This is a genomic window from Gibbsiella quercinecans (genome assembly GCF_002291425.1).
Classification (GTDB): Bacteria; Pseudomonadota; Gammaproteobacteria; order Enterobacterales; family Enterobacteriaceae; genus Gibbsiella; species Gibbsiella quercinecans.
The window spans coordinates 4,597,848-4,621,209 of record NZ_CP014136.1; the positions used below are offsets into that span (position 1 = coordinate 4,597,848).

Here is a 23,362-nt window from a genome sequence, read left to right on the forward strand (position 1 = left end):
GGGAGAGGGTTGGGGTGAGGGGGCGGTATGAAACTCCGCCTGTTACCCTTATCGCCGCACTGCTCCCTCTCCCACGGGGAGAGGGTTGGGGTGAGGGGCACTAAACGGGAGCCTTCAGCGCGTGATAACGGCGATCGAAATAGGCCAGCCCATGCCCTTCGTCATTGCGCACCACATCAACGACCTGGCAGAACAGCACGTCGTGAGTGCCGACGCTGACCGTTTGGGTTATTTGGCAATCGAAGGAGACCAGCGCGCCGAGCAGGATCGGTGAGCCGGTCGCCAGGGTTGCCCAACGTGCGGCTGAAAAACGCATATCCATCGGCGTTTTGCCGCCAAACAGGTTGGACAGCGACTGATGTTCCGCCGCCAGCGTATTGACGCACAGCCGTTGGTTTTGCTGGAACACGGAATATACCGAGGCCGAACGGTTCAGGCACACCAGCAGCGTTGGCGGCGTATCCGTCACGCTACAAACGGCCGATGCGGTAAACCCGGCGCGCCCCGCCGGGCCGTCGGTAGTAATGATATTGACCGCTGAGCCAAGGCGCGCCATGGTATCGCGGAAATCCTGTTTTTCCACACAGGGCGGCAGCGCCGCCGTAGTGAAAAGGGCCGTTGACTGCATCGTGTTTCTCCTGTTGCTTACCGTACCTGTTCGGGCCGCAGCGTGGGTTGCTGTGGTAAGGGCTGCATGTGTGTCTTCAACAGCCAGCCCAGCAGAATCTGGTTAAAGTTTTCGCTGTCGGTTACGCTCATGGCGTGGCCGCCATAGGGCATCTGCGCCAACTCGCCCTGGGGCAGCTCTTCCGCCAACTGGTGTGAGCAGCGGTAGGGCACCAAGAGATCGTCGCGGGAACACAGCGCCAGGGTTGGTGTGGTGATACTGGCCAGGTGCGGGCGGAAATCCACGGCCATCAGCGCGTGCAGGCGGCGCAGCAGGGTTTCCGTTCCCTGAAAATGCGCGGTCTGATGCGCTTGCTCTGCGGCTAACTGTTGCTCATGAGCGGAAAGCCAATCGGCCGGGAACAGGAACAGCGGCTGGGCGCGCACATAGGCAGCTACGCCGCTGTTAAGCAGCAGATCCTGCCGGACGTTAAAACAGCGCAGGGTTTGGCTGTCCAGCGCCGGCCAGCCATTTACCACTACCAGTTTCGCCACCCGCTGTGGGTAGGTGAGCGCCAGTTGCAGGCCGATCATCCCGCCTAACGCGTGGCCGACGAAATAATAGCTTTCGATGCCGATCGCATGCAGCAACTGCGCCACTTCTTCCGCCATGTCGGCGATGCTGTAGCCTTCCGGCACTGTGCCCTGGCTGCGCCCGGTGCCCTGATGATCGTAAATGATCACCCGGAAATGCTCGCCGAGCGCGGCGAGCTGCGGCTGCCAGAAGCTGCCGCTGCCGCCCAGGCCGGCGGAAAGCACCACCGTTTGCGCCAGCGGGGTATCTTTCCCCAGGATCTCAAAATACATCGTCTCTCCTTTAACGGCCGATATGGGCGATGCTGGCGATTTCGATCAGTGCGTCTGGTTTTACCAGCCCGCACTGGATGCAGTAACGCGCCGGTTTGTCGCCGGGGAAGAATTCGGCGTACACCTGGTTGATCGCCGCATAGTTTTGCCAGTCGGTAAGAAAGATCGAATTGAAGGTGACGTCGTCCATCGTGCCCCCGGCGGCTTCCACCACGCTTTTAATGGTTTCCAGCACGTGCCGGGTTTGCGCCGCAGCATCGCCCACATGCACCACGTTATTGTCTTTATCGAAAGCCAACGTGCCGGAGACATACAGCACGCCGTCGGCCAGGGTGCCGGGTACGAAAGGCGCCAGTGGTTTGCCGGTGCCTGCTGGGGTAATGATGGTTTTTGGCATAGTGATTTCCTTAATAAAAGTTGATTGAAAGGCAGCCGTCACGCCGTACGGCTGAGCGGTGCTGCAACGGTCTGGCAAAAACTGTCTACGTCTGATACCCAACCAAAGAATGTCTCGATGTTGTAGAGCGCCGCCTGCTGGGCAAACGCCGGGCCGGCCTGGTGGGTGGCGTCTTCCAACACCACGCCGAAATACTCAAGGAAAAAGCCGTCTCGCAGCGTGGATTCCACGCAGACGTTGGTAGCGATGCCGGTGAACACCAGGTGGTGAATGCCGTAGGAGCGCAGCAAGCTGTCGAGCTGGGTATTGAAGAAGCCGCTGTAGCGCGGTTTGGGGATGACGATGTCGCCGGGCAGCGGCTGCAGTTCATCCACCAGATCGTAATCCCAGTCGCCCTTGGCCAGCAGTTTGCCCATCAGTTCAGGGCGCTTACGCATGGTTTTTAGGGCATTGGATTTGTGCCAATTGGGCGAGCCTTGGCCACCGGCTTCCACATAGTGTTTATCCCAGCCGTTTTGGAAAAAGATCACTTTTATGCCGGCGGCGCGGGCAGCGGCAATGGCGCGTTTGATATTAGCGATCACCGGTGCGGTGGCCGAGACATCAAACCCGGCCAAATCGAGATAGCCGCCCTGCGAGGCATAGGCATTTTGCATGTCAACGACGATCAGCGCGGTTTCCTGTGGCGCAAAGGCAATCGCCTCTGGGCGTGCCGGCAAGGTAACGGTTTTCCCGGCTTCCGGCGCCTGGCGGCGCACCACGGTATGAGTTTCAACAACTTTCATCAGGCGACCTCGCGGTTGGGGGAAACGACATCGGCGCGGCTTTTCATCAGCGGTTGGATGCGTTCGCCGAAGTCCTCGACCCCTTTGATAAAGTCGTCGAAGGTCAACAGCACGCCTTCGGTGCCGGGAACGGTGGCGATTTCATCCATCATGCGCGCAACGTTGGCGTAAGAGCCCACCAGCGTACCCATATTGATATTCACGGCAGAGGTGGGATCGGCCATTTGGCGAACGTTGGTGTCGGCGCCGGAGGTGGTGTCTTTACCGCTTTGCTCGGTCAGCCAGGCCAGCGCTTCGGTATCGGCGCCGGCCTTGTAGCTTTCCCATTTGGCGCGCGCAGCTTCGTCTGTTTCATCGGCGATAATCATAAACAGCACGTAGCAGGCCACGTTGCGGCCTTCGGCATCCGCGGCCTTTTTCAGGCGTGCGGCGGTAGGCGCAAAGGCGGTAGGGGTGTTGATGCCTTTGCCAAAACAGAAGTTGTAGTCGGCGTATTTAGCCGAGAACGCCATGCCGGCGTCGCTTTGCCCGGCGCAGATCACTTTGATGCCGGATTGTGGCTGCGGGCTAACGCGGCAGTCGTTCATCTGGAAGAATTCGCCCTTGAAGTCTGACTTGCCGGTTCCCCACAGATCGCGCAGCACGTGGACATATTCGGCCAGATAGTCGTAGCGGCGGCCGAAGTAGTCATCGCCGGGCCACATGCCCATCTGCTCATATTCGGGCTTTTGCCAGCCGGTCACCACATTCAGGCCAAAGCGCCCATTTGAAATGGAATCGATGGTGGAAGCCATGCGTGCCACGATGGCCGGCGGCATGGTTAGCGTCGCCGCGGTGGCATAAATTTTAATGCGTGAAGTCACGGCGGCCAGCCCGGCCATCAAGGTGAATGATTCCAGGTTATGGTCCCAGAATTCGGTTTTACCGCCGAAGCCACGCAGTTTGATCATGGAAAGCGCGAAGTCGAAGTTGTAGTGCTCCGCCTTCTGTACGATGGTTTTATTCAGTTCAAACGTGGGTTTGTACTGTGGCGCGTTACTGGAAATCAGCCAGCCATTGTTGCCGATCGGGATGAATACACCAATTTTCATTTGAACACCTCGGGTCTGCAAATGGGACGATTCAGGCGCTGCTTGAGTGCTTCCTGCGGGTTCCGAATTGCGCGGCGCTGGTTTCGCTATTGCAAAGGCGATGCCAGTTTTAGAAAAGCGAGTGGAATCAAATGGCTGTTAATTTGATCTAGGTCAATAATTGAGTGAATGGTCTAAAACAGACCATTTGGTAAAAATTATCTGCACAAAAAATAGGCGCACCTGCCCATAAATGGTGCATCTGAATACCCGGTGGGGGTGGGTAAAAGCATGGGTTTCGCCGATCGGCTTTGTTATGCTGATGAAAATCACGGTTGCGCCAAGGAGATGCTGTGAAGCAACAATCGGTAAAGCCGGCGACGCGCCGCTCGCGCGCGGTAGCCGCCAAACGCAGTACCATTATGGATGCCGCACTGGAGTTTTTTTCCCTGTACGGTATTCATGGCACCAGTCTTGATCAGGTGGCGGAGCGGGCGGACGTTTCCAAAACCAACCTGCTGTACTATTTCCCGTCCAAAGAAGATCTGTATGTTGCCGTGCTGACAGGTATCCTTGATGTGTGGTTGGCGCCGTTGAAAGCGCTGCGCCCCGATCAAGAGCCGCTGCAGGCGATCCGTGAATATATCCGGCTGAAGCTGGAGGTCTCACGCCATCATCCGCAGGCATCGCGCCTGTTCTGCCTCGAAATGATCCAAGGGGCGCCGTTGCTAAAGGAACAGCTGAAGGGGGGATTGAAAACCCTGGTGGATGAGAAATCCGCCATGATTGAGCGCTGGATCGCGCAGGGGCACCTGGCGCCGGTGGAGCCGCATCATCTGATTTTCATGCTGTGGGCCACCACCCAGCATTATGCGGATTTCTGGGTGCAGGTCGAGGCGGTGTCCGGTAAAAGTTTACAGGACGATGATTTTTTCCAGCAGACGGTCGAAAATGTGCAGCAGGTGATCATCAACGGCATCATGCCGCGCCATCAGGGAAAGTAGCAGCGCGTTCCCGCAGTGGGTGAGATAAGAAAAACCCGGCAATAATTGCCGGGTTTTTTATGAAGCGCTGGGGCTTAGGCCGCTTTTTTGTTGCGGACCAGCAGATACCCCACGCCCAGGATGACAAACCACAGCGGGGTAACCATCAGCGCCTGGCGGGTATCATTCTGCAGCGTCAGCAGGCACAGCACGAATGCAAAGAACGCGAGGCAAACCCAGCACATCAGTTTACCCGCTGGCATTTTATAGCGCGATTTCTGGTGCAGCTGTGGCCGTTTCTTACGATAAACCAGGTAAGAGCACAGGATAATGCTCCACACGAACATAAACAGAATGGCCGATACCGTGGTGACCAGCGTAAACACCGTCACGACATTGGGGATCAGGTAAATCAGCACGACGCCACCCAGCAGACAGATGCAGGAGAAGGTCAGGCCGTTGGCCGGCACAGCGCGTTTAGACAGATTGGCGAAAGATTTTGGCGCATCGCCTTCCTGTGCCAGACCGTACAGCATGCGGCTGGTGGAGAACACGCCGCTGTTGGCGGAAGAGGCCGCAGAGGTCAGCACCACGAAATTGATCACGCTGGCGGCGGCAGGCAGGCCGATTAAGACGAACAGTTCGACAAACGGGCTCTTATCGGCAACGACGGAACTCCATGGCGTCACTGACATAATAATAATCAGCGAGAACACATAGAACATAATGATGCGTAGCGGGATCGAGTTAATCGCGCGTGGCAGTACGTTCTCGGGATCCTTGGTTTCAGCCGCCGTGGTACCGACCAGCTCAATGCCAACGAATGCAAACACCGCAATCTGGAAGCCGGCAAAGAAACCGCTGATCCCTTTCGGGAACATGCCGCCATTATCCCACAGGTGCGAGAACGACGCGGTAGTGCCGGTAGGCGATTGAAAATGCATGGCGATCATAGCCAGGCCGGCGACGATCAGGGCGATGATGGCCACGATTTTTATCATGGCAAACCAAAACTCCATTTCACCGAACATTTTCACCGTTGCCAGGTTAAGGCCAAGTAGCAACAGCACGCACAGCAGCGAAGAGATCCATTGCGAAAGCCCCGGGAACCAGAACTGGGCATAGGCCGTGATCGCCACGACATCGGCAATGCCGGTGACAACCCAGCAGAACCAGTAGGTCCAGCCTGTGAAGAAGCCGGCCCAGGGGCCGAGCAGGTCGGCGGCAAAATCGCTGAAGGATTTGTATTGCAGGTTGGAAAGTAAAATCTCGCCCATCGCCCGCATCACAAAGAACAGCATAAAGCCGATGATCATATATACGAAAATGATGGATGGCCCGGCAAGGCTGATGGTCTTGCCCGATCCCATAAACAACCCAGTCCCGATGGCGCCGCCGATAGCGATCAGTTGAATATGCCGGTTAGATAGGTTTCTTCGGAGATTATCTTCTGATGCGGTGGCTGCATCGGTGGTTATTTTAGATTGATCTACCATCTGATGATGTCCTGTATTACCTGTCATGAGTGAAATAATAAGCTCTAAAATGGCTCTTTTTATGCATTTAATCCGGTGTTTCCGGCTTTAGTAAGGTAGTGCAATAACGCCACTCTTGTGTAACATTAATTTAACGATATGATTTTCGTCACATTGATTAATAATTACACGGTTGTGGCCAATCGGACGTCTTGGGGCCGGAAGATTACTCCTCGCTATAGCAAATGAACAGCCTTTGTGATCAGTATCTCGTTGATTAGATTAGTGGTTAAAAAACTCGCATGAGAAAAACTAATGAATAAAAGTATTTGACACCGGCCGCCCAGAAGCGAATAATCCACGCCAACGGGTCGTTAGCTCAGTTGGTAGAGCAGTTGACTCTTAATCAATTGGTCATAGGTTCGAGCCCTATACGACCCACCATTTTGAAACAAGCACTTAGGTGCTGTTCCTCGTGTGGCCCCGTTATTGGCACGCCGCAGGTGGGTAAATCGGCAGCGATTTCGCCGGTTTTGCAGACAGGCTTAATCAATAGGTTAAGCAAAAAAAGAGGCATCTTTGATGCCTCTTTTTTTATGCCCATCTGGCGGAGAAAACAACGGGTTTCACCATGGCTGCGGCTGCGTTTGCCCTAGTATGTCTCAAGTCATTAATGTGGCTGATTGCTGCATTTCCGGTCTTTACTATGCAACACGGCGCTTTGTCGCCAACAGGATAACGCCATCAGGCGCTCAATTTCTCCCCAGGCGTTTCTGCGGCGTTTTAATTGCACCGCAGTTTAATCCCGATCACAAAAAGCGGCACAAAGCGGTTCACGGCGTCAGCCTGCGGCAGTAATCTATAATCATCGCTGTTGTCATAGAAGGGATTGATTATGTACAAGACCATTTTAGTGCCGGTAGATATTGAAGAGGACTTTTTGACCGAGCATGCCCTAAAGCATGTGGAGTATCTGGCTAAGCTGTCGAATGCAAAGGTGCATTTCTGTCACGTGCTGCCGGATGCGTCGGCGTTTGTTACCGCGTATTCTTTTGGCATCAAGGAGTTTGAGAACCAGGCGGAAGTGAAAGCCGCCGACAAATTGAAAAAGATCATGTCGGAAATTGATCTGCCTTTGGATCGCCTGTCCTACACCATCAGCTTTGGCTCACCGCGCGATGAGGTGATTGAGTTGGCAGAAGAAATCGAAGCCGATCTGATCGTGATTGGCTCACGCAGGCCAAATGTAAAAACCTACCTGCTTGGCTCTAATGCTGCGGCCATTGTGCGCCATGCCAAGACCTCGGTAATGGTCATCCGCTAATCCCCTGGCCCGCAAAGCTGCGCGGGCCTGTTACTTTAGCTGCGCTTTCCGTTTTGCCCCCACGGCTTTCTCCAACCGGCATATGCCGTTTACAGAGGCTGCCGCATAGTTTCCTGCCATATTATTAGTCATTTCATTTGTGAAGTGCTGGTTAAGAATTTTCGCATAAAAATAATATAATGGCTTAATAAATATTGGGAATTTATATACGTTTATTTTCTCACAACAAATAAGCGGTCTGAAGTGTGAGATTAATTAAAGCCGATCTTACTATTTATTATGTTGCCGTTCTCTCTTGATATTGCAAGCTATAATCGCTATTGACAGACTTTCTGTGGGGAAAATATACAGTTTGCTTTTTTTCGCAACAGTAGATGAGGTGTCTACGCAATCCAGGTGGGCGTAAAAATGCTGCTTAGCGATAATAAAATTGTTGATAATAGATTGCAATTATCTTGTAATTTTTCTAAATTACAAGTTCGGATAATTCTCATGTTAATTTCTTGTTTTTGCATGGAGCTGGCATTGAAAAGAAAACTTGGTGTTGCAGACAATGATTGTAATGCAACATTATCGTTGCACCTGAATCATAATGAAATAAAGAGCCTCTCTGAAGTCGGTGGGGTTCTGGGGTACGGCCGCACCCGGTTTTACCAGTGGTGCAGGGGGCGTGGCCTGCTGACGCGGATGAATACCCCAACGCCGGAAATGACCTGTGCCGGCTATATGATAGTGACACAGTCGGAATCCGGTTATCCACGCGTTTACGTTACCAAAATTGGCTTTGATTATGTCGGCGGCATGTTCCGGGATGATTTGGAAAAAGGGATGGTGAAACTGAATAAATAGTGAAAGTCTTATTGAATGTAGTACCTAACATTGGTTTTTTTCCTACTCTTTAGGGTGACCGCCGTCATCTCTTCTTGTTATTTACGATAGCGGCATAGTTGATGTGCCAACCGGTGATTTTCCGTGGCTTATTGTGTGCTTTGGTTTTGGCCGGGATGATCCGTTCAAAAGCCCTTTCATCTTATCTGGCTATTACTCTGGGCCACGTGTAGCGACAAAAGATTAAACGGGTAGTGAACAATACCATACCGCGAAAATAAGGCATGTTATCGGTGCTGTGGCAGGGTCGCTATTAATGGTAAACAATAGTGATTATCTCGTGATGCTAATGATAGGCGGCACTGATATATGGTGCGGATATTTTATGTGGTACGTATGTTGGTTGCGCTAAGCGGCCCGGCCAAGGGCCGATTTGATTAACGCCCCTGCCATAGGCCCCAGGCCGTTATCAGCAACCAGGCTGCTACAACCCAGCATCCCACCGCGGCACCCAGAGCCAGTGGCAAACGCATACTGGTAATGAAGAAGTACAACGAGATCAGATAGACCAGATAAGGCAGTACCGCCCAGATGCCGAACACGATGGTGGTTCGCAACGCTTCGACAGAGCGTTCGCTGCCGACGATGTAGTGCGCAATCAATGCAAACGTAGGGAAGAGCGGCACCAGGCCGGCAATGTAGTAATTGCGGGTTTTGGACAGCAGCCCAATCAGAACGACAACCAGTGCGCCAATCAGCGCTTTAATAACAATACCCATAATGGCTCACGGCTAAATAAAAAATACACTGCCTGAAACGTTATAAGAGATCAATCTATTAGGGTAGCCCCAAAAGAATTCAAGTTGCGGGCAAAAACGCAAAAGCGTTTTTGAACAGCGCTGGCACGGGCCCCTTTGAGCCGAGTAACCAAGCCAATACACCTGCAACTTGAAGTCTGAAGGGGATAAAACAGGCCTGCGCGTTGGCAGGCCAGGGAGGGGACTACTGGCGGTAGGCGTGTTTGATTTGCAGTACGCTGTTTTTGAATATTTCCGCCTGTGCAGGATCTTCAAGCTGCGTGATGAAGCGCTCCAGATTAACAATAACCTTCCCCGCATCGGCCTGGCCAATCGACTTCAGGATTAAGGTCAGCGTGGCTTTCAGGCATGCGACTTCGGCAGCCAGGGCTTCTGGATCGGCTGATGTAGTGAAATCAACGTTACTCATACTTTCTCCTGATTTTTCCTTCAACTGTGGGGCACCAATGTTCGGCTGTGCCAGCGTGCCCGGTTTGGCATGAAGTATAGCATAGCTGTTTGAGGGGAACAGGGGCGCTGCGCCACCGGCGCCATGCCGTGGTCAGTAATTAGCCATAATTGGCTGGTCATTGATTTTTTGAAAAATAATTGTTGCTGGAAATCTTTGTAGTTATTACGCAAGGGTACTAATGGTTTGATATATGAATTATTCTTTTGCCGGATATTAATTATTAATCCAGTCAGGATTCCATGCGCCGTTGCCGGATAGGGGAGTAATAATGCGGCGGCGAAGGTACCGCTCACCCGCGGGGTACCCGCAAAAATCATTTGCTTACCAAATTTTTGGTATAATGTTAATATCAGTAAGCCATACTTGCTAGGCTTTTTAAGCGTAGTTTTAAACGGTAAGTGGATGCACTATGGGCATCGATAAGCGGATTGGGTTAATTTATATGGCGATTTTTTGCCCGCCGCATACCGTTAGCTAACTTGATAGGGCCAAAAAATTAAAAATTAGGCCTGTTTCGCAAAAGTTTACTGAGAGTATGTTTTAATCTGTATTCATTCCTTGATAAAAAACAAGTAATATTAGTTAAGAAACAGAGTTTGATTGCGTTACTCCCCTTTTTTTGGAGAATTTCCTTGATTAGCGTTCTTCTTGTTGATGACCACGAACTGGTGCGCGCAGGGATACGACGCATTCTTGAAGATATCAAAGGCATAAAGGTTGCCGGTGAGGCTCAATGCGGCGAAGACGCCGTAAAATGGTGCCGGGCAAATACCGCAGATATCATCTTGATGGATATGAATATGCCTGGTATCGGCGGGCTGGAAGCCACCCGCAAAATTGTGCGTTATGCGCCTGATACCAAGGTCATTATGTTGACTATCCACACTGAGAATCCCTTGCCGGCCAAGGTGATGCAGGCTGGGGCTGCGGGTTACCTAAGCAAAGGCGCTGCGCCACAGGAAGTGGTCAATGCCATTCGTATGGTGCATTCGGGGCAACGTTATATTGCCTCCGATATCGCTCAACAGATGGCGTTAAGCCAGCTTGAGCCGCAAACGGAAACCCCGTTCGACTGCCTGTCTGACCGTGAACTGCAGATCATGTTGATGATCACTAAAGGGAAGAAGGTGAACGAGATTTCTGAGCAGTTGAACCTTAGCCCAAAGACGGTCAACAGCTATCGCTATCGTATGTTTAGCAAGCTGAACATCAGTGGTGATGTCGAACTGACCCATCTGGCGATCCGCCACGGCATGTTCAACGCGGAGACGTTGCTAAGCAGTGACTGAACGTTTTGATGCTAAAGCATTCCTAAAAACCGTCACCAGCCAGCCTGGCGTCTACCGCATGTATGACGCCACCGCTGAGGTTATCTATGTCGGTAAAGCCAAAGACCTGAAAAAACGTCTTTCCAGCTACTTCCGCGCCCAGGTTGGCAGCCGGAAAACCGAGACGCTGGTCAAAAACATCGCGCAAATAGACGTTACGGTTACGCACAGCGAAACAGAAGCGCTGCTGCTGGAACATAACTATATCAAGCTGTACCAGCCGCGCTACAACGTGCTGTTGCGCGATGATAAATCATATCCCCTGATCTTCCTGAGTGCGGATCCGCATCCGCGGCTGGCTATCCACCGCGGCGCCAAACATGAAAAGGGCGAATATTTCGGTCCGTTTCCCAATTCCTACGCCGTGCGCGAGACGCTGGCGCTGTTGCAAAAGCTGTTCCCGGTGCGCCAATGTGAAAACAGCGTCTACCGCAACCGCTCCCGCCCCTGTTTGCAGTACCAGATTGGCCGTTGCCTGGGCCCCTGTGTCGCCGGGTTGGTCAGCGAAGAGGATTACCGCCAGCAGGTGGAATATGTGCGCCTGTTCCTTTCCGGCAAAGATCAACAGGTGTTGCACCAGCTGATCGCGCGGATGGAAACGGCCAGCAAAGCGCTCAACTTTGAAGAGGCAGCGCGCATTCGCGATCAAATCCAGGCGGTGCGCAGTGTGACCGAGCGGCAGTTTGTCTCCGGTTCCGGGGACGATTTGGACGTGATTGGTGTGGCCTTCGAAGCCGGGATGGCGTGCCTGCACGTGCTGTTTATCCGCCAGGGCAAGGTGCTGGGCAGCCGCAGCTATTTTCCGAAGGTGCCGGGCGATACCGATCTGGGCGAGGTGGTGCAGACGTTTGTCGGCCAGTTTTACCTGCAGGGCAGCCAGATGCGCACTTTGCCGGCGGAGATCCTGCTGGATTTCAGCCTGGCGGAAAAAGATCTGTTGGCGCAGTCACTGTCTGATATCGCGGGCCGCAAGATCCAGATCCAGAGCAAGCCGCGCGGCGATCGCGCCCGCTACCTGAAGCTGGCGCGCACCAATGCGGCAACGGCGCTGACGACCAAGCTATCCCAACAGTCGACGATCCATCAACGCTTGGTGGAATTGGCCAGGGTGTTGAAGCTGCCGGAAATCAACCGCATGGAGTGCTTCGACATCAGCCATACCATGGGGGAGCAAACGGTGGCTTCCTGCGTCGTGTTCGACGGCAATGGCCCATTGCGCTCGGAATACCGCCGCTACAATATCAGCGATATTACGCCGGGCGATGATTACGCTGCCATGGCGCAAGTGTTGAAACGGCGTTACGGCAAAGCGTTGGAAGAGAAGAAAATCCCGGACGTCATTTTTATCGACGGCGGCAAGGGCCAACTGGGGATGGCGAAAGACGTGTTCGCTGCGCTCAACGTGCCCTGGGATAAAACCAAACCGTTGCTGATTGGCATTGCCAAAGGCAGCGATCGCCGGGCGGGGTTGGAAACGCTGTTTTTCGAACCGGAAGGCGAGGGGTTTTCGTTACCGCCGGATTCCCTGGCGCTGCATGTGATTCAGCATATTCGCGATGATTCGCATAATCACGCAATCACCGGCCACCGCCAGCGCCGGGCAAAGGTCAGGAACACCAGTGCGCTGGAGCAGATTGAAGGCGTTGGGCCGAAACGGCGGCAGGTACTGTTGAAGTATATGGGCGGACTTCAACCTTTATTGAATGCCAGCATTGAGGAAATTGCAAAAGTGCCGGGTATTTCACATGGATTGGCAGAAAAGATACACAATGCATTGAAACACTGAGGGTAATGTAGCAACATACTCTTAATTTCCACTCCAGCCAGATAGTTACCGTAGCATATGCAATTAAATATACCGACTTGGCTTACCCTGTTTCGCGTAGTGCTGATCCCATTTTTTGTTCTGGCTTTTTACCTGCCTTTCAAATGGGCTTCCATGGTGTGCGCGATTATTTTTGTGTTTGCTGCCGTAACCGATTGGTTTGATGGTTTTTTAGCCCGTCGTTGGAAACAAACAACCCGCTTTGGCGCCTTTCTGGATCCGGTTGCCGATAAGGTGATGGTGGCTATCGCGCTGGTGCTGGTGGCGGAACACTACCACACCTGGTGGATCACGCTGCCGGCGGCCACGATGATCGCGCGTGAAATTATCATTTCTTCACTGCGTGAATGGATGGCGGAAATTGGCAAGCGCAGCAGCGTTGCGGTTTCATGGATCGGCAAGGTGAAAACCACCGCACAGATGATGTCGCTGGTCGGCTTGCTCTGGCGGCCGGATCGCACCGTGGAATATGTGGCGTTTGGCCTGTTGTACATTGCCGCCGTGCTGACGTTCTGGTCAATGTTCCAGTACCTGAATGCGGCACGCAAAGATTTGCTGGAACCCTGATCAAAACGCTGTAAAAATCGGCAAACGGCCGCAGCGGTGCAATAATTCTATTGACTCAATGCATTAGGTAAGTAGAATGCACCGCATCAGGCAGCAACGGTGGTTTGCGGAAAGTAAGCAACGAATCAATGCGTTATGATAATGCGGGAATAGCTCAGTTGGTAGAGCGCAACCTTGCCAAGGTTGAGGTCGCGAGTTCGAGCCTCGTTTCCCGCTCCAATTCTTGTTCTATAGACGTCCTCCAAAGTCTGTAGCTCTCTGATTCAACAGGCTAATCGCTCTGTTGAGCCTCCAGCGAAATCCACTGAAAACCCCCGTTAACCACGCCGAAGTAGTACACAAATTAGTACATGAAAATCGGGTGTGCTTACAGAGGCGCTGGCATGTCGTCGCCTCTTGCATCCGGGCACTGTTTAGCCATCTTAATAGTCTGGATATATCGCTCAAACCTGTGGCGATTCAGGGTGTAATTGTCTTGCAGACACTCCTGTAGTTAATGATTTCAACCCGGCCCCTCACTTCCTGCCGCCAGCAGCGGTACCAGCACGTCGCTGATAGGTGTAGGAATACTATGAGTGTGACCATAACGCTGTATCACGCCGTTGCGAATATCCCACTCCAGCGGGCGGTTGGCCTGGCGATCGGCGAGAATGGAAGTGCCTAGATCCGCAGGGGCATGATGAAAACCGTTAACGATATCCTGCGGAACGTTATCGTCCAGTACTGCACCTTCCGCACGCGCTACCGTCAGACATTCACGCAGATAAGCCAGTGCCAGTTCAGTGATATCCACGCGCGAGAACATCCCGGCACGACGATTCGCAAGTACCATCAGACCAGCGACCGCATTTTGCAGCAGTTTACGCCAGGCGATGGAGATAAAATCGGTTGACAGCTCAACCGCGCAGCGTGTGCCGCTGAGCGCATCAGCGACCCGTTTTGCCTGCGGCACATCCGGCAGCGTCAGACGTGGTTTGGCGCGCAGCCAGACTGAGGCATCCGGCTCACGCTGTGCCGGGAACCACACTACTGAAGGCAGTACCTTTGCGCCATTGACTGAGGGTTCCAACTGGGTTTTCTGCTCGACGCCATTTTGCAGTGCACATACCACGGTGTTTTCATCGCACAGCGCGGCCAGCCAGTTGGCGATGTCAGCGACCTGGGTGGTTTTCACCGCTATAAACACCAGATCGAACGGGTGGTTAATAGCCGACGGATTACTCAATACCGGACCTGGCACCACAACTTCACCGTCATCGTAACGCAGAATTAACTGCGGATGCGCGGTGCGCCCGCAAAGGACTGGCGTGCGGTCAACTTCATGCAGTACAGCGGCGATGGTGGTACCGATAGCACCCGGACCAATAAGAGCAATCGTGGGAAGGTCAGACATTTCGTATTCTCCTGATTATTAACCCATCATCAGTGTGCCGGCGGCAATCACCGTACACGCCAGCATTTTTCTCAGCGTTAACGTTTCGCCGAGAAACAGATAACCCAGTACAGCGGCAAACAGCACGCTGGTTTCGCGCAGCGCTGAGACTGCGCCCATTGGTGCAGCCGTCATCGCATAAATAATGATGCCGTAAGCCATCAGCGACACCAGCCCCCCCGCCGCCGCACTGAATAAACCGGGCCGCCAGCACAGTAAACTTTTCGTGTCGCGTAAGGCGATATAGAGTGCGGGCATCAGCACACCCCATAATGTGCTCATCCATACGGTATAAGAGAGCGCATTGCCTGACAGGCGCACGCCCATACCATCCACTATGCTATACGAGGCGATAAGGGCACCCGTTGCCAAGGTATATTTCAGGCCAGGCATCGCCAGTTTGCTCCCTGTTACGGCAAGCATCAGAATACCAGTGGAAATCAGCGTGATGCCGCCAAGGGTGCTAAATTCAATTTTTTCTCCGGCGAATATTGCCGCCGCGCAGGTCACCAGCAGCGGCGATGAACCGCGCGCAATCGGGTAGGTTTGCCCGAGCTCTCCGCTCTGATAACTGCGTACCAGACACAGGTTATAGCCGACGTGCAGCAGCGCTGAAAGCAAGGCGTACGCCCAACTGGCGCTGGCAGGCAGTGGCAGAAACAGCGCGATGACGGCGCAGGTAAGGGCTATCGTCAGGCACATGATGGTCATCGACCACAACCGGTCAGTACCGCCGCGCAATAAGGCATTCCAGCTGGCATGCAGCAAGGCGGCGAATAATGTAAGCAACATAATGTGTCCAGGCATGTGCTGATGCTAAACAGCACGTGCCCGAATGAAAAGTGAAGTGTCGTCATTGAGGTATGAGTAAATACTCATGATTGATAGCTGAGCTGGGCCTGTTGTGATTCTGCCAGTAGCCAGCTACGGAATTTCATGATGTGTGGCTGCATTTCGATGCCTTTTGGGCAGACAAAGTAATAGGCGGCCGGTGAAGGAAAAGGTACGTCAAAGAGCCGCACCAGGCTGCCATCGCCGATCTCTTTTTCAACGTGTCCGCTGCGCGCTAATGCAATGCCTTGCCCCAGTAGTGCGGCTTCAATCGTCATATTTGTGTCGGCGAAGCGTACGCTTTCGTGCAACACATCAGTATTTATGCCGATCAGCTTAAACCAGACGTCCCATTTCGGCACCAGATCGGCACCTTCACGTGTCAGAAGCGGATAGCGCAACAGCTCGGCGGGTTCACATGGTGTTCCAAAACGCTGTAATAGTGCCGGGCTGGCAACCGGAAATAGTTGCTCACGGAACATAAATTCCGTGTGCAGCGCGGGATAGTTACCGTGGCCGAAACGGATCGCCACATCGGAATCTGTGCTGGCGAAGTTAATGGGTTTATCCGTACTCTCCAGGGTCACCAGAATCTCCGGATGCAAACGCGCTAAATCTGGCAGGCGCGGTAGCAGCCACTTCAGTGCGAAAGAATATGTGGTGTTAACGCGCAATCGTACCCGGCCATTTTGCTCACGAAGATCGGCAAGCGTGGTTTCCAGTTTGCTAAAGAATTCACGCACGAGGGGAGCGAGCGCAGCGCCTGCTGGCGTCAGGCTAAGTTTTTTCCCTCGCTCAAAAAGTTGCAGTCCCCAGATTTCCTCCAGGTTTTTCAACTGATGGCTGACCGCACTTTGCGTAATAAACAACTCTGCCGCCGCTGAGGTGAAAGTCGTGTGGCGGGTGGCGACTTCAAATGCGCGCAGCGTGGCTGTAGGGGGAAGGTCACGCATCATTCTGTTCCTGTTAATGAGCTAATACTCATAACACGATATGCCGGATCCTTTGCAAAAGATACGGCGACAGAGTGGTAAGTAAAGCAACTTGAGCAGCTATGAGCACATGGCTGACTGTCAGATCAGATGCGAATTCCCCAAACTGAGCGGTTTTACCGCGCACTATAAGGTCGTCGCTCGCTGCGTCCACCGATTTGAGTACGCCGCGTTCGATCATCTTTATAACGGTCTGGCGGGTGGATTCGAGGCAACTACTTTGCCTTGCCGTTATTCACACTATCCATACTGCCATTCTGATGGCAAACCGATACCACCATACCAAACATATAAAGCCAGAATGGGGTCTTTTTGCGCCAGGGTAGTATGTGGAACATGACTGCGGTGAAAAATCAGCTCACTTGGTTTACGAGGATGGTAATCAGAATTCCCCATCGACCATAAACCTGTGCCAGCCAAAGGAAGGTAAATTTCTGTCGCCGGATGACTGTGTGCCGGGTAAAGGGTTTCTGGCGCGATGAGCGTCAGACCTATGGCTAAACGGGCTGATCTCCAGAGATCTTCAGGTCCGACAAATTGTGCAAACGCTACATTATCCTCAAGATGCGGGAAGTCCGGGTGTTTTCTGTAGCCAAAAAACCAGCTTAACGAAGGGAGCAATGAGCGGAGCATCGAACATATTTCGCTATTCCCGGATATTTCTCCGATCTTTAAGGCTCAATAAGGTGTACCGAAAACCCTTGTTGAATTAGCAGATTGAGCGAGAAATATTTATCCCGTTTCCATGGCGTAAGCCCTGTCATTGTCCTTATGCGGCGCGCTGCGTATTTGCATCGCGCCGGCGCAATCTGTACAGGTTTTCACCCATCATTTTTTTCTAATGCTGGTGTCACTTTTCCATTCTTATTGCACATATAGGGCAAGTCTCGGAAAAAATGGCTTGAGCGCCGCCAGAACTTATCGTGAGCGGCTGATGCTGGCCTGCCGTAAAGCGGCGGGAACCGCTTATAAATGACATAAGGACCTTGGGTTGATGCTATTTTCCCAACGCCGCCAGCGAGGTGTAGCCCTGATAGGCGCGATGATTATCGCTATGGCCTTGCTGCTTTTCTGGCCGCGTGCGGCACCGTTAACCTATATCACCGTGCCGGTTCGTAACGGCGACATCGAAAATACCATACTGGCCGCCGGCAAACTGGATGCGATTGATCGCGTCAACGTTGGCGCGCAAGTGTCTGGCCAGGTGAAATCACTGAAGATCAAAGTGGGGGATCATGTTCATAAGGGCCAGCTTATTGCCGAGATCGATGATTTGCCGCAACGTAATGAATTGCGCAATGCCGAAGCGGCGCTCAATGTGGCCTACGCCCAACAGTTAGCCAAGCAGGCCGCCTTGAAACAGGTGGAAGCCGAGTTTCGCCGGCAAAAAAGAATGCTGAGCGATAATGCCAGCTCCCAACAGGATTATGAAAGTGCAGAAGCCACGCTAGCGACGACCCAGGCCGATCTGCTGGCGTTAAAAGCCCAGATTCTGCAAGCGCAAATCGAAGTGGATAACAAAAAACTTGCTCTCGGCTATACCAAGATTTTGGCGCCGATGGATGGCACCGTCATTGCGGTTATCACCCAACAAGGCCAGACGGTCAATGCGAATCAAACGGCGCCCACTATCGCCAAACTGGCCAAACTGGATGTCATGCATATTAAAGCGCAAATATCCGAGGCGGATATCACCCATGTCACGATAGGCCAGAAAGCCTACTTCACCATTTTTTCCGAGCCGGGGGAGCGTTATAACGCGATATTACGCAGCGTGGAACTCGCGCCGGAGTCTGTTATGCAGGACGACGCGCTTTCTGTTAGCCAGTCATCCTCCGGCAGTGATAACCCTTCGGTTTATTATAACGCGCTGTTAGACGTGCCGAATGCGGAAAACAAATTCCGTATTGCGATGACGGCTCAGGTATCCATACTTAGGGCCGAGGCCAAGAATACCCCGTTGATTCCCCTGCAGGCAGTGTCCAATAAACCGGGCGGCAAACGCGAAGTGCTCATACTGGGCGCCGACGATAAACCGCAGGCGCGTGAGATCACCACCGGCATCACCAATAACGTGGATATACAGGTGCTGGCGGGCCTGAAGCCGGGCGAACGCGTGGTGTTGTCATCAACGCAGAATGGGGCGGCGAACACCCGATGAACACCATCATCGAGTTGCGCAATGTCAGCCGCACCTACACCAACGGCGGCACGCAATCCCGGGTGTTGAAAGGGATCGACCTGGTGATCGCCCCCGGCGAGATGGTGGCGATCATCGGTGCGTCTGGTTCCGGCAAGTCAACATTGCTCAATATCATGGGGTGCCTCGATGTACCCGACGGCGGGGACTATTTCATCGGTGGGCAGAATGCCGCCTTACTTTCCCCAGACGAGCTGGCGCGTATGCGGCGTGAGCATATTGGCTTTGTTTTCCAGCGTTATCACCTGATGCCGGACACCAGTGCGCTGGAGAATGTGGAAATCCCGGCGATTTATGCCAGCGCCGATCGTCGGGAACGGCGCGAACGTGCCGCTCAACTACTGGGCCAACTGGGGCTTGCCGGCTATGAACACCATAAGCCGGGGGCGCTTTCCGGCGGCCAGCAGCAGCGGGTGAGCATTGCCCGCGCCCTGATTAACGGTGGGGAAGTCATTCTGGCGGATGAACCTACCGGCGCGCTTGATTCCCATTCCGGGCAAGAGGTGCTGCAAATCCTCGCCAGCCTTAACCAGCGTGGGCATACCGTTATCATCGTTACCCACGATATGGCGGTCGCCCAACATGCTCAGCGTATCATTGAGCTGCGTGACGGTGAGATCGTGGCTGACAGCGGCCAGAAGATATCTGCTACTTATGAGCCGCATCTGCGCCCGCGTATCGCAGGGCAACGCTATTGGCGTAGCCTGTTTGACCGCGTGCGTGAATCGTTGCGCATGGCGCTGAAAACCATGGCGGCTCACCGACTGCGAACGGGGCTGACCATGATTGGCATTGTTTTCGGCATCGCCGCCGTGGTGAGCGTTGCCGGGTTGGGCGAGGGGGCTAGGCAGCGTACGTTGCAAAGCATCCAGAACCTGGGCTCGAGCATGGTCAATATTTACCCTGCGGTGGATTATTCCAAGGGGTTCCCCAAAAGTTTTCATACCCTGACCCCGGCGGATGTGGATGCGTTGGCTGGCCTGGGCGTGGTTGCCAGTGCCAGCCCCATGATTACAACCTCAAAGCCGATCCGCTTTCAGGGCAAATCGGCCAATACCGTGATCAATGGCGTCGGCCGCGATTTTTTCCGCATCGGCGGCATCAGTCTTATCGAGGGGAGCAATTTTTATAACGATCTTGATGCACAGCAGGTTGTCATTATCGAAGACGGCCTGGTTAAAACGTTGTTTGATAATGAACAGGGCAGCCCGCTGGGCCAGATCGTTTTCCTGGGGGATGTGCCGGTAAGAATTATCGGCGTGGCGCACAGCAATCAAAATATGAACCCGAATACCCTCAATGTCTGGCTGCCTTATACTACTGTGATGCGCCGCCTGGTTAATCGATCTTCGCTCAACAGCATCACTCTGCAACTGCAAGAGAACGTTGCGGATGAAGCGGCGGTCGGCGCGATCGGCCAACTGCTGATACAACGCCATGGCGCCGAGGACTTCAGGCTTTTCAATCTCGATCAATTCCGCCGCACTATCGAGCATACCTCCATGACTTTCCGCATGTTGATTTTGATGATTGCGGCCATTGCGCTGATTATCGGCAGTATCGGGGTGATGAACATCATGCTGGTTTCCGTCACTGAACGCACCCACGAAATCGGGGTGCGTATGGCAGTGGGAGCCCGCGAGAGCGATATCATGCAACAGTTTATGATCGAGGCGGTATTGGTCTGCCTGGCGGGCGGCATTTTGGGTATCGCTATTTCGCTGGGGATCGGCCCGTTGTTCTCCACGCTGTCAGGCGGTGTGCTGACGGCCGTCAGCTCTTGGCATACCGCGGTATTGGCCTTTTTCTGTTCAACCCTTATCGGCATGATTTTCGGTTATCTCCCTGCTCGCAAAGCCGCGCGGATGGATCCGGTTCTGTCTCTGGCGAGGGAATAGATGAAAAAATGGGTCCCCCATCTGGGCTTGGTGGCTGCTGTCATGCTCAGCGCAGGCTGTGGAAATGCCTTGCGCAGCGAATACGCGCCGCCGGTGATTGACTACCCCGCGCATTGGCGGCAGGCTGGCGCCGCCGGTGAGGCAGTACCCTTTTCCTGGCGTGATTTCAACGATCCGGCGTTAATCCGCTGGCTGGATTTGGTCGCTGCGAAAAATAACGATCTGGCGCTTGCGGCGCTGCGAGTGTATCGCGCGCAGTTGAATGAGCAACTGACCGGCATCGAGCATCAGCCGGTGGTTAGCGGTACGCTGAGTGCCAGCCGTAACCGGCCGTTGGACCGTTCACTTCCCTGGAGCAAGAGCAGCTATGCCACAGTCAGCGTCAGTTATGAGGCGGATCTGTGGGGCAAACTGGCCCGCCAGCAGGATGCGGCGATCTGGGAGCGTGAGGCCACCGAGCAGGATCTGGATGAAGCCCGGCTGACGCTGCTGGCAAATGCCAGCTCGAACTACTGGCAACTGGCGTTTTTGAACCAGCGGATCGCCATCAGTCAGCAAAGTATTGACCATGCGAACGACTCCCTGCGGCTGGTTACCGCCCGCTTTCAGGCCGGCGATGTTTCTGCGCTGGATAGGATTGCTGCCGAGCAAAATGTCGTTAATCAGGAAAATAGCCACCTGGCGCTGTTAAGCGAACGGCAAAGCGCGCTGAACATGCAGGCCGTGTTACTGGGGGCTAAGAGCGGGAGCACGGTAGTGAACCCAGCCCAGCTGCCCAGTGGGCCTTTTCCGCAGGTTAATCCGGGGATCCCGGCCAGCGTGCTGGCTTGCCGCCCCGATATCAGAGCGCTGGAGTTGCGGTTACGGGAGGCGCTGGCGAATGTCGACGTGCAGCGGGCGCAGCTTTATCCGGCGTTCAGCCTGACCGGCTCACTCGGCACCAGCAGTAACGCCCTGATACGCTTCCTGAGTAACCCGGTCGCCGCTGTTGATGCCGGGTTAACGTTGCCGTTCCTGCAGTGGCGGACAATGAATATCAATGTAAACATTGCCCGCAACGATTATGAACAACGGGTCATTGATTTCAAACAGGCACTGTATGCCGCCATGGCCGATGTCGATAATGCTCTGACGCTGCGTGGCCAACTGTTAAAACAGGAACAGCTGTTAAGCCATGCGCTGGGGTTGGCGCAGCAATCGGAAAGCATGTATGAAATCCGCTATCGTAATGGGGCCACGCCCATCAACTTTTGGCTGGATGCGCAGGAGACCCGGCGCATGGCCCAGGTTGCGCTGGACACCAATCGTTTTGAGCAGTTGCAAAACCTGGCGCAGATTTATCTTGAGTTAGGCGGGGGCGATTGCCAATAAGCCAGGCTGACCCGCCGGTTATTATACGCTATGCCACAGTTGCCGGGGGCGAAGCCCACGTTCCCGTCGCTACATCCCCGTGGTTTTTTCCTTCCGCCGCTGTTCTCTTTACGCCTGCGTTGCCATCTCTGGCAAAAAAACTGGCTGCGTATCCGGTGCTTTCCTCCTTTTCCCCGCAACCTGGACTATGTTTGAACGCATTCAGGTGAAATGAACCCATCGTTTATTGCCCTGGATGAAGGAGGGCAGTCTTCGCTGCTGCCTTCAACAATAGGTTTTTAATGGAATTTCCTTATTTTAAAAGGGGCTAACTGTGTTCCTGCGACAACTTCACTACCTGCTTGCATTGGCGGAACATCAACATTTTGCGCAGGCCGCAGAGAGTTGCTGGGTTTCGCAACCGTCTTTATCCGTGGCTATCCGCCAGCTGGAGCGTGAGTTGGGTATTACTATCATTAAGCGCGATCGCCGCTTTCAGGGCTTTACGCCGGAGGGTGAGCGGGTGCTGGCCTGGGCCAGACAGACCCTGTCCTCGTTGGACGGGCTAAAGCAAGAAGCGGCTCTGGCGCAGGCCGTCGCCGGGGGGCATCTGGTGATTGGGGTGGTGCCCTCGGCCATGCACGCGGTTTCCATGCTGATCAGGGAGTATCGGCGCGCCATTCCGCGGCTGAGCCTTAAAGTTTTTTCCCTTAGTACCCGGGAAATTCTTAACCGGCTAAAAAAGCAGGATTTGCATTTGGGCATTGCGTATACCGAACAGCACCCGGAGGCGATCTATGAAACCCTGCCGCTGTATGCCGAGCGCTTTGTGCTGTTGTCTAATGGTGAAGTCGCGCCGCCGGCCGGCGCCGCTTTCAACTGGGCCGAAGTCGGGGCGCTGCCGCTGTGCCTGTTTAACCACGAGATGCAAAACCGCCGGGTGATCGAACAGGCTTTTCATCAGGCCGGGGTGGTTCCCCTGGTGGTGGTCGAGACCAACGCGCTCAGCGTGCTGTATGAAATGGTCAGCAGCGGCCAGGCCTGCAGTATCGCGCCGATCAGCGCGATCCCCGACTATTTGATTACCAATGGCATCGTTGCTCACCCGATAGCATCCCCGCCGTTGCCACAAATGAGCCTGCTGCGCCTGCGTAAAGAAAGCCAGCCGGCGGTATTGGACCGGGTTTGGGGGATGACGAGCCAGCTCGACTTGCCGTGCAAAATCGACCAGGCGATTGCCGGCATGCGCAGATAGGTATGGGCTATCTGCTGATATTTTCAAACAATTGGACGGGGTAGTAGCCAGCGCCCAGACTGGGCTGCGTTACAAGGTAT

23 protein-coding genes and 2 tRNA genes are annotated in these 23,362 nt (G+C 53.9%); 12 read left to right on the forward strand and 13 right to left on the reverse strand.

Annotated elements, in window-relative coordinates:
* Positions 1–100: 100 nt before the first annotated feature.
* From rutF to rutA, 5 genes are read right to left on the reverse strand one after another with little or no spacing between them, the layout of a single operon-like run.
* On the reverse strand, positions 101–628 hold the full coding sequence (gene rutF, locus ACN28Q_RS20940; RefSeq protein ID WP_095848110.1) for an NADH-dependent FMN reductase RutF: 528 nt from the start codon (positions 626–628) through the stop codon (positions 101–103).
* 17 nt (positions 629–645) lie between these two features.
* Positions 646–1,473, reverse strand: coding sequence for a pyrimidine utilization protein D (rutD, locus tag ACN28Q_RS20945; protein ID WP_095848111.1), 828 nt, complete (start codon positions 1,471–1,473; stop codon positions 646–648).
* Between the two features lie 10 nt (positions 1,474–1,483).
* Positions 1,484–1,870: a pyrimidine utilization protein C gene (rutC, locus tag ACN28Q_RS20950; protein WP_095848112.1), complete on the reverse strand. Its 387-nt coding sequence runs from the start codon at positions 1,868–1,870 to the stop codon at positions 1,484–1,486.
* Between the two features lie 38 nt (positions 1,871–1,908).
* On the reverse strand, positions 1,909–2,655 hold the full coding sequence (rutB, locus tag ACN28Q_RS20955; RefSeq protein ID WP_095848113.1) for a pyrimidine utilization protein B: 747 nt from the start codon (positions 2,653–2,655) through the stop codon (positions 1,909–1,911).
* Positions 2,655–3,746, reverse strand: coding sequence for a pyrimidine utilization protein A (rutA, locus tag ACN28Q_RS20960; RefSeq protein WP_095848114.1), 1,092 nt, complete (start codon positions 3,744–3,746; stop codon positions 2,655–2,657). Before rutA ends, rutB begins: the two co-directional genes overlap by 1 nt.
* A gap of 332 nt (positions 3,747–4,078) precedes the next feature.
* Here rutA and rutR point away from each other — a divergent pair, with 332 nt between their 5' ends.
* Entirely contained in the window at positions 4,079–4,729 is a 651-nt protein-coding gene (gene rutR, locus ACN28Q_RS20965) for an HTH-type transcriptional regulator RutR (protein WP_095848115.1), read from the forward strand.
* A gap of 74 nt (positions 4,730–4,803) precedes the next feature.
* On the opposite strand, the gene cycA is transcribed toward rutR, so the two are convergent.
* Positions 4,804–6,204, reverse strand: coding sequence for a D-serine/D-alanine/glycine transporter (gene cycA / locus ACN28Q_RS20970; RefSeq protein ID WP_095848116.1), 1,401 nt, complete (start codon positions 6,202–6,204; stop codon positions 4,804–4,806).
* A 347-nt stretch (positions 6,205–6,551) separates the two neighbouring features.
* Here cycA and ACN28Q_RS20975 point away from each other — a divergent pair.
* From ACN28Q_RS20975 to ACN28Q_RS20985, 3 genes are all read left to right on the forward strand, one after another.
* Positions 6,552–6,627 (forward strand) — tRNA-Lys (locus ACN28Q_RS20975).
* Between the two features lie 451 nt (positions 6,628–7,078).
* The gene (locus ACN28Q_RS20980; RefSeq protein ID WP_095848117.1) at positions 7,079–7,507 is read left to right on the forward strand and encodes a universal stress protein; all 429 of its coding nucleotides are present in this window, start codon (positions 7,079–7,081) and stop codon (positions 7,505–7,507) included.
* 408 nt (positions 7,508–7,915) lie between these two features.
* Positions 7,916–8,356, forward strand: coding sequence for a hypothetical protein (locus ACN28Q_RS20985; protein ID WP_131929002.1), 441 nt, complete (start codon positions 7,916–7,918; stop codon positions 8,354–8,356).
* A gap of 416 nt (positions 8,357–8,772) precedes the next feature.
* Here the strand turns inward: ACN28Q_RS20985 and ACN28Q_RS20990 are convergent, their stop codons facing one another.
* The 3 genes from ACN28Q_RS20990 to ACN28Q_RS21000 all read right to left on the reverse strand — a co-directional run bounded on the left by ACN28Q_RS20990 (position 8,773) and on the right by ACN28Q_RS21000 (position 9,921).
* Positions 8,773–9,114, reverse strand: coding sequence for a GlpM family protein (locus tag ACN28Q_RS20990; RefSeq protein WP_095848118.1), 342 nt, complete (start codon positions 9,112–9,114; stop codon positions 8,773–8,775).
* Positions 9,115–9,337: 223 nt separating this feature from the next.
* Positions 9,338–9,562: a DUF2594 family protein gene (locus ACN28Q_RS20995; protein ID WP_095848119.1), complete on the reverse strand. Its 225-nt coding sequence runs from the start codon at positions 9,560–9,562 to the stop codon at positions 9,338–9,340.
* Positions 9,563–9,582: 20 nt separating this feature from the next.
* Positions 9,583–9,921, reverse strand: coding sequence for a hypothetical protein (locus tag ACN28Q_RS21000; protein ID WP_147439803.1), 339 nt, complete (start codon positions 9,919–9,921; stop codon positions 9,583–9,585).
* 315 nt (positions 9,922–10,236) lie between these two features.
* Here ACN28Q_RS21000 and uvrY point away from each other — a divergent pair, with 315 nt between their 5' ends.
* From uvrY to ACN28Q_RS21020, 4 genes are all read left to right on the forward strand, one after another.
* Entirely contained in the window at positions 10,237–10,893 is a 657-nt protein-coding gene (uvrY, locus tag ACN28Q_RS21005) for a UvrY/SirA/GacA family response regulator transcription factor (RefSeq protein WP_095848120.1), read from the forward strand.
* Complete coding sequence (gene uvrC, locus ACN28Q_RS21010) at positions 10,886–12,718, forward strand: excinuclease ABC subunit UvrC (protein ID WP_095848121.1); 1,833 nt, start codon at positions 10,886–10,888, stop codon at positions 12,716–12,718. The genes uvrY and uvrC overlap by 8 nt, the downstream gene beginning before the upstream one ends.
* Positions 12,719–12,775: 57 nt before the next feature.
* Positions 12,776–13,324: a CDP-diacylglycerol--glycerol-3-phosphate 3-phosphatidyltransferase gene (gene pgsA / locus ACN28Q_RS21015; protein ID WP_095848122.1), complete on the forward strand. Its 549-nt coding sequence runs from the start codon at positions 12,776–12,778 to the stop codon at positions 13,322–13,324.
* A 143-nt stretch (positions 13,325–13,467) separates the two neighbouring features.
* Positions 13,468–13,543 (forward strand) — tRNA-Gly (locus ACN28Q_RS21020).
* A 283-nt stretch (positions 13,544–13,826) separates the two neighbouring features.
* Here ACN28Q_RS21020 and ACN28Q_RS21025 read toward each other — a convergent pair.
* The 4 genes from ACN28Q_RS21025 to ACN28Q_RS21040 form a co-directional block, all read right to left on the reverse strand.
* Positions 13,827–14,717: an oxidoreductase gene (locus ACN28Q_RS21025; RefSeq protein ID WP_095848123.1), complete on the reverse strand. Its 891-nt coding sequence runs from the start codon at positions 14,715–14,717 to the stop codon at positions 13,827–13,829.
* 18 nt (positions 14,718–14,735) lie between these two features.
* Positions 14,736–15,563 (reverse strand): EamA family transporter, encoded by an 828-nt coding sequence (locus ACN28Q_RS21030; protein WP_095848124.1) that lies wholly within the window; start codon positions 15,561–15,563, stop codon positions 14,736–14,738.
* A 68-nt stretch (positions 15,564–15,631) separates the two neighbouring features.
* Entirely contained in the window at positions 15,632–16,540 is a 909-nt protein-coding gene (gene gcvA / locus ACN28Q_RS21035; protein ID WP_095848125.1) for a transcriptional regulator GcvA, read from the reverse strand.
* A gap of 279 nt (positions 16,541–16,819) precedes the next feature.
* Positions 16,820–17,248, reverse strand: a complete 429-nt coding sequence (locus tag ACN28Q_RS21040) for a dimethylsulfonioproprionate lyase family protein (protein ID WP_329957375.1) — start codon at positions 17,246–17,248, stop codon at positions 16,820–16,822.
* A gap of 325 nt (positions 17,249–17,573) precedes the next feature.
* Here ACN28Q_RS21040 and ACN28Q_RS21045 point away from each other — a divergent pair, with 325 nt between their 5' ends.
* From ACN28Q_RS21045 to ACN28Q_RS21060, 4 genes are all read left to right on the forward strand, one after another.
* Positions 17,574–18,740 carry an efflux RND transporter periplasmic adaptor subunit gene (locus ACN28Q_RS21045; RefSeq protein ID WP_095848127.1) on the forward strand — a complete coding sequence of 389 codons (1,167 nt, stop codon included), beginning with the start codon at positions 17,574–17,576 and terminating at the stop codon, positions 18,738–18,740.
* Positions 18,737–20,677 carry a MacB family efflux pump subunit gene (locus tag ACN28Q_RS21050; protein ID WP_095848128.1) on the forward strand — a complete coding sequence of 647 codons (1,941 nt, stop codon included), beginning with the start codon at positions 18,737–18,739 and terminating at the stop codon, positions 20,675–20,677. Before ACN28Q_RS21045 ends, ACN28Q_RS21050 begins: the two co-directional genes overlap by 4 nt.
* Positions 20,678–22,048 carry a macrolide efflux RND transporter outer membrane subunit EtsC gene (etsC, locus tag ACN28Q_RS21055; protein ID WP_095848129.1) on the forward strand — a complete coding sequence of 457 codons (1,371 nt, stop codon included), beginning with the start codon at positions 20,678–20,680 and terminating at the stop codon, positions 22,046–22,048.
* Positions 22,049–22,361: 313 nt separating this feature from the next.
* Positions 22,362–23,282: a LysR family transcriptional regulator gene (locus tag ACN28Q_RS21060; RefSeq protein ID WP_095848130.1), complete on the forward strand. Its 921-nt coding sequence runs from the start codon at positions 22,362–22,364 to the stop codon at positions 23,280–23,282.
* Positions 23,283–23,362: the final 80 nt, after the last annotated feature.

Bases quoted from the DNA above. Each gene is read 5' to 3' on its own strand.
- rutF (WP_095848110.1), bottom strand. From the start codon at position 628: ATGCAGTCAACGGCCCTTTTCACTACGGCGGCGCTGCCGCCCTGTGTG.
- rutD (WP_095848111.1), bottom strand. From the start codon at position 1,473: ATGTATTTTGAGATCCTGGGGAAAGATACCCCGCTGGCGCAAACGGTG.
- rutC (WP_095848112.1), bottom strand. From the start codon at position 1,870: ATGCCAAAAACCATCATTACCCCAGCAGGCACCGGCAAACCACTGGCG.
- rutB (WP_095848113.1), bottom strand. From the start codon at position 2,655: ATGAAAGTTGTTGAAACTCATACCGTGGTGCGCCGCCAGGCGCCGGAA.
- rutA (WP_095848114.1), bottom strand. From the start codon at position 3,746: ATGAAAATTGGTGTATTCATCCCGATCGGCAACAATGGCTGGCTGATT.
- cycA (WP_095848116.1), bottom strand. From the start codon at position 6,204: ATGGTAGATCAATCTAAAATAACCACCGATGCAGCCACCGCATCAGAA.
- ACN28Q_RS20980 (WP_095848117.1), top strand. From the start codon at position 7,079: ATGTACAAGACCATTTTAGTGCCGGTAGATATTGAAGAGGACTTTTTG.
- ACN28Q_RS20985 (WP_131929002.1), top strand. From the start codon at position 7,916: ATGCTGCTTAGCGATAATAAAATTGTTGATAATAGATTGCAATTATCT.
- ACN28Q_RS20990 (WP_095848118.1), bottom strand. From the start codon at position 9,114: ATGGGTATTGTTATTAAAGCGCTGATTGGCGCACTGGTTGTCGTTCTG.
- ACN28Q_RS20995 (WP_095848119.1), bottom strand. From the start codon at position 9,562: ATGAGTAACGTTGATTTCACTACATCAGCCGATCCAGAAGCCCTGGCT.
- ACN28Q_RS21000 (WP_147439803.1), bottom strand. From the start codon at position 9,921: ATGATTTTTGCGGGTACCCCGCGGGTGAGCGGTACCTTCGCCGCCGCA.
- pgsA (WP_095848122.1), top strand. From the start codon at position 12,776: ATGCAATTAAATATACCGACTTGGCTTACCCTGTTTCGCGTAGTGCTG.
- ACN28Q_RS21025 (WP_095848123.1), bottom strand. From the start codon at position 14,717: ATGTCTGACCTTCCCACGATTGCTCTTATTGGTCCGGGTGCTATCGGT.
- ACN28Q_RS21030 (WP_095848124.1), bottom strand. From the start codon at position 15,563: ATGCCTGGACACATTATGTTGCTTACATTATTCGCCGCCTTGCTGCAT.
- gcvA (WP_095848125.1), bottom strand. From the start codon at position 16,540: ATGCGTGACCTTCCCCCTACAGCCACGCTGCGCGCATTTGAAGTCGCC.
- ACN28Q_RS21045 (WP_095848127.1), top strand. From the start codon at position 17,574: ATGCTATTTTCCCAACGCCGCCAGCGAGGTGTAGCCCTGATAGGCGCG.
- ACN28Q_RS21050 (WP_095848128.1), top strand. From the start codon at position 18,737: ATGAACACCATCATCGAGTTGCGCAATGTCAGCCGCACCTACACCAAC.
- etsC (WP_095848129.1), top strand. From the start codon at position 20,678: ATGAAAAAATGGGTCCCCCATCTGGGCTTGGTGGCTGCTGTCATGCTC.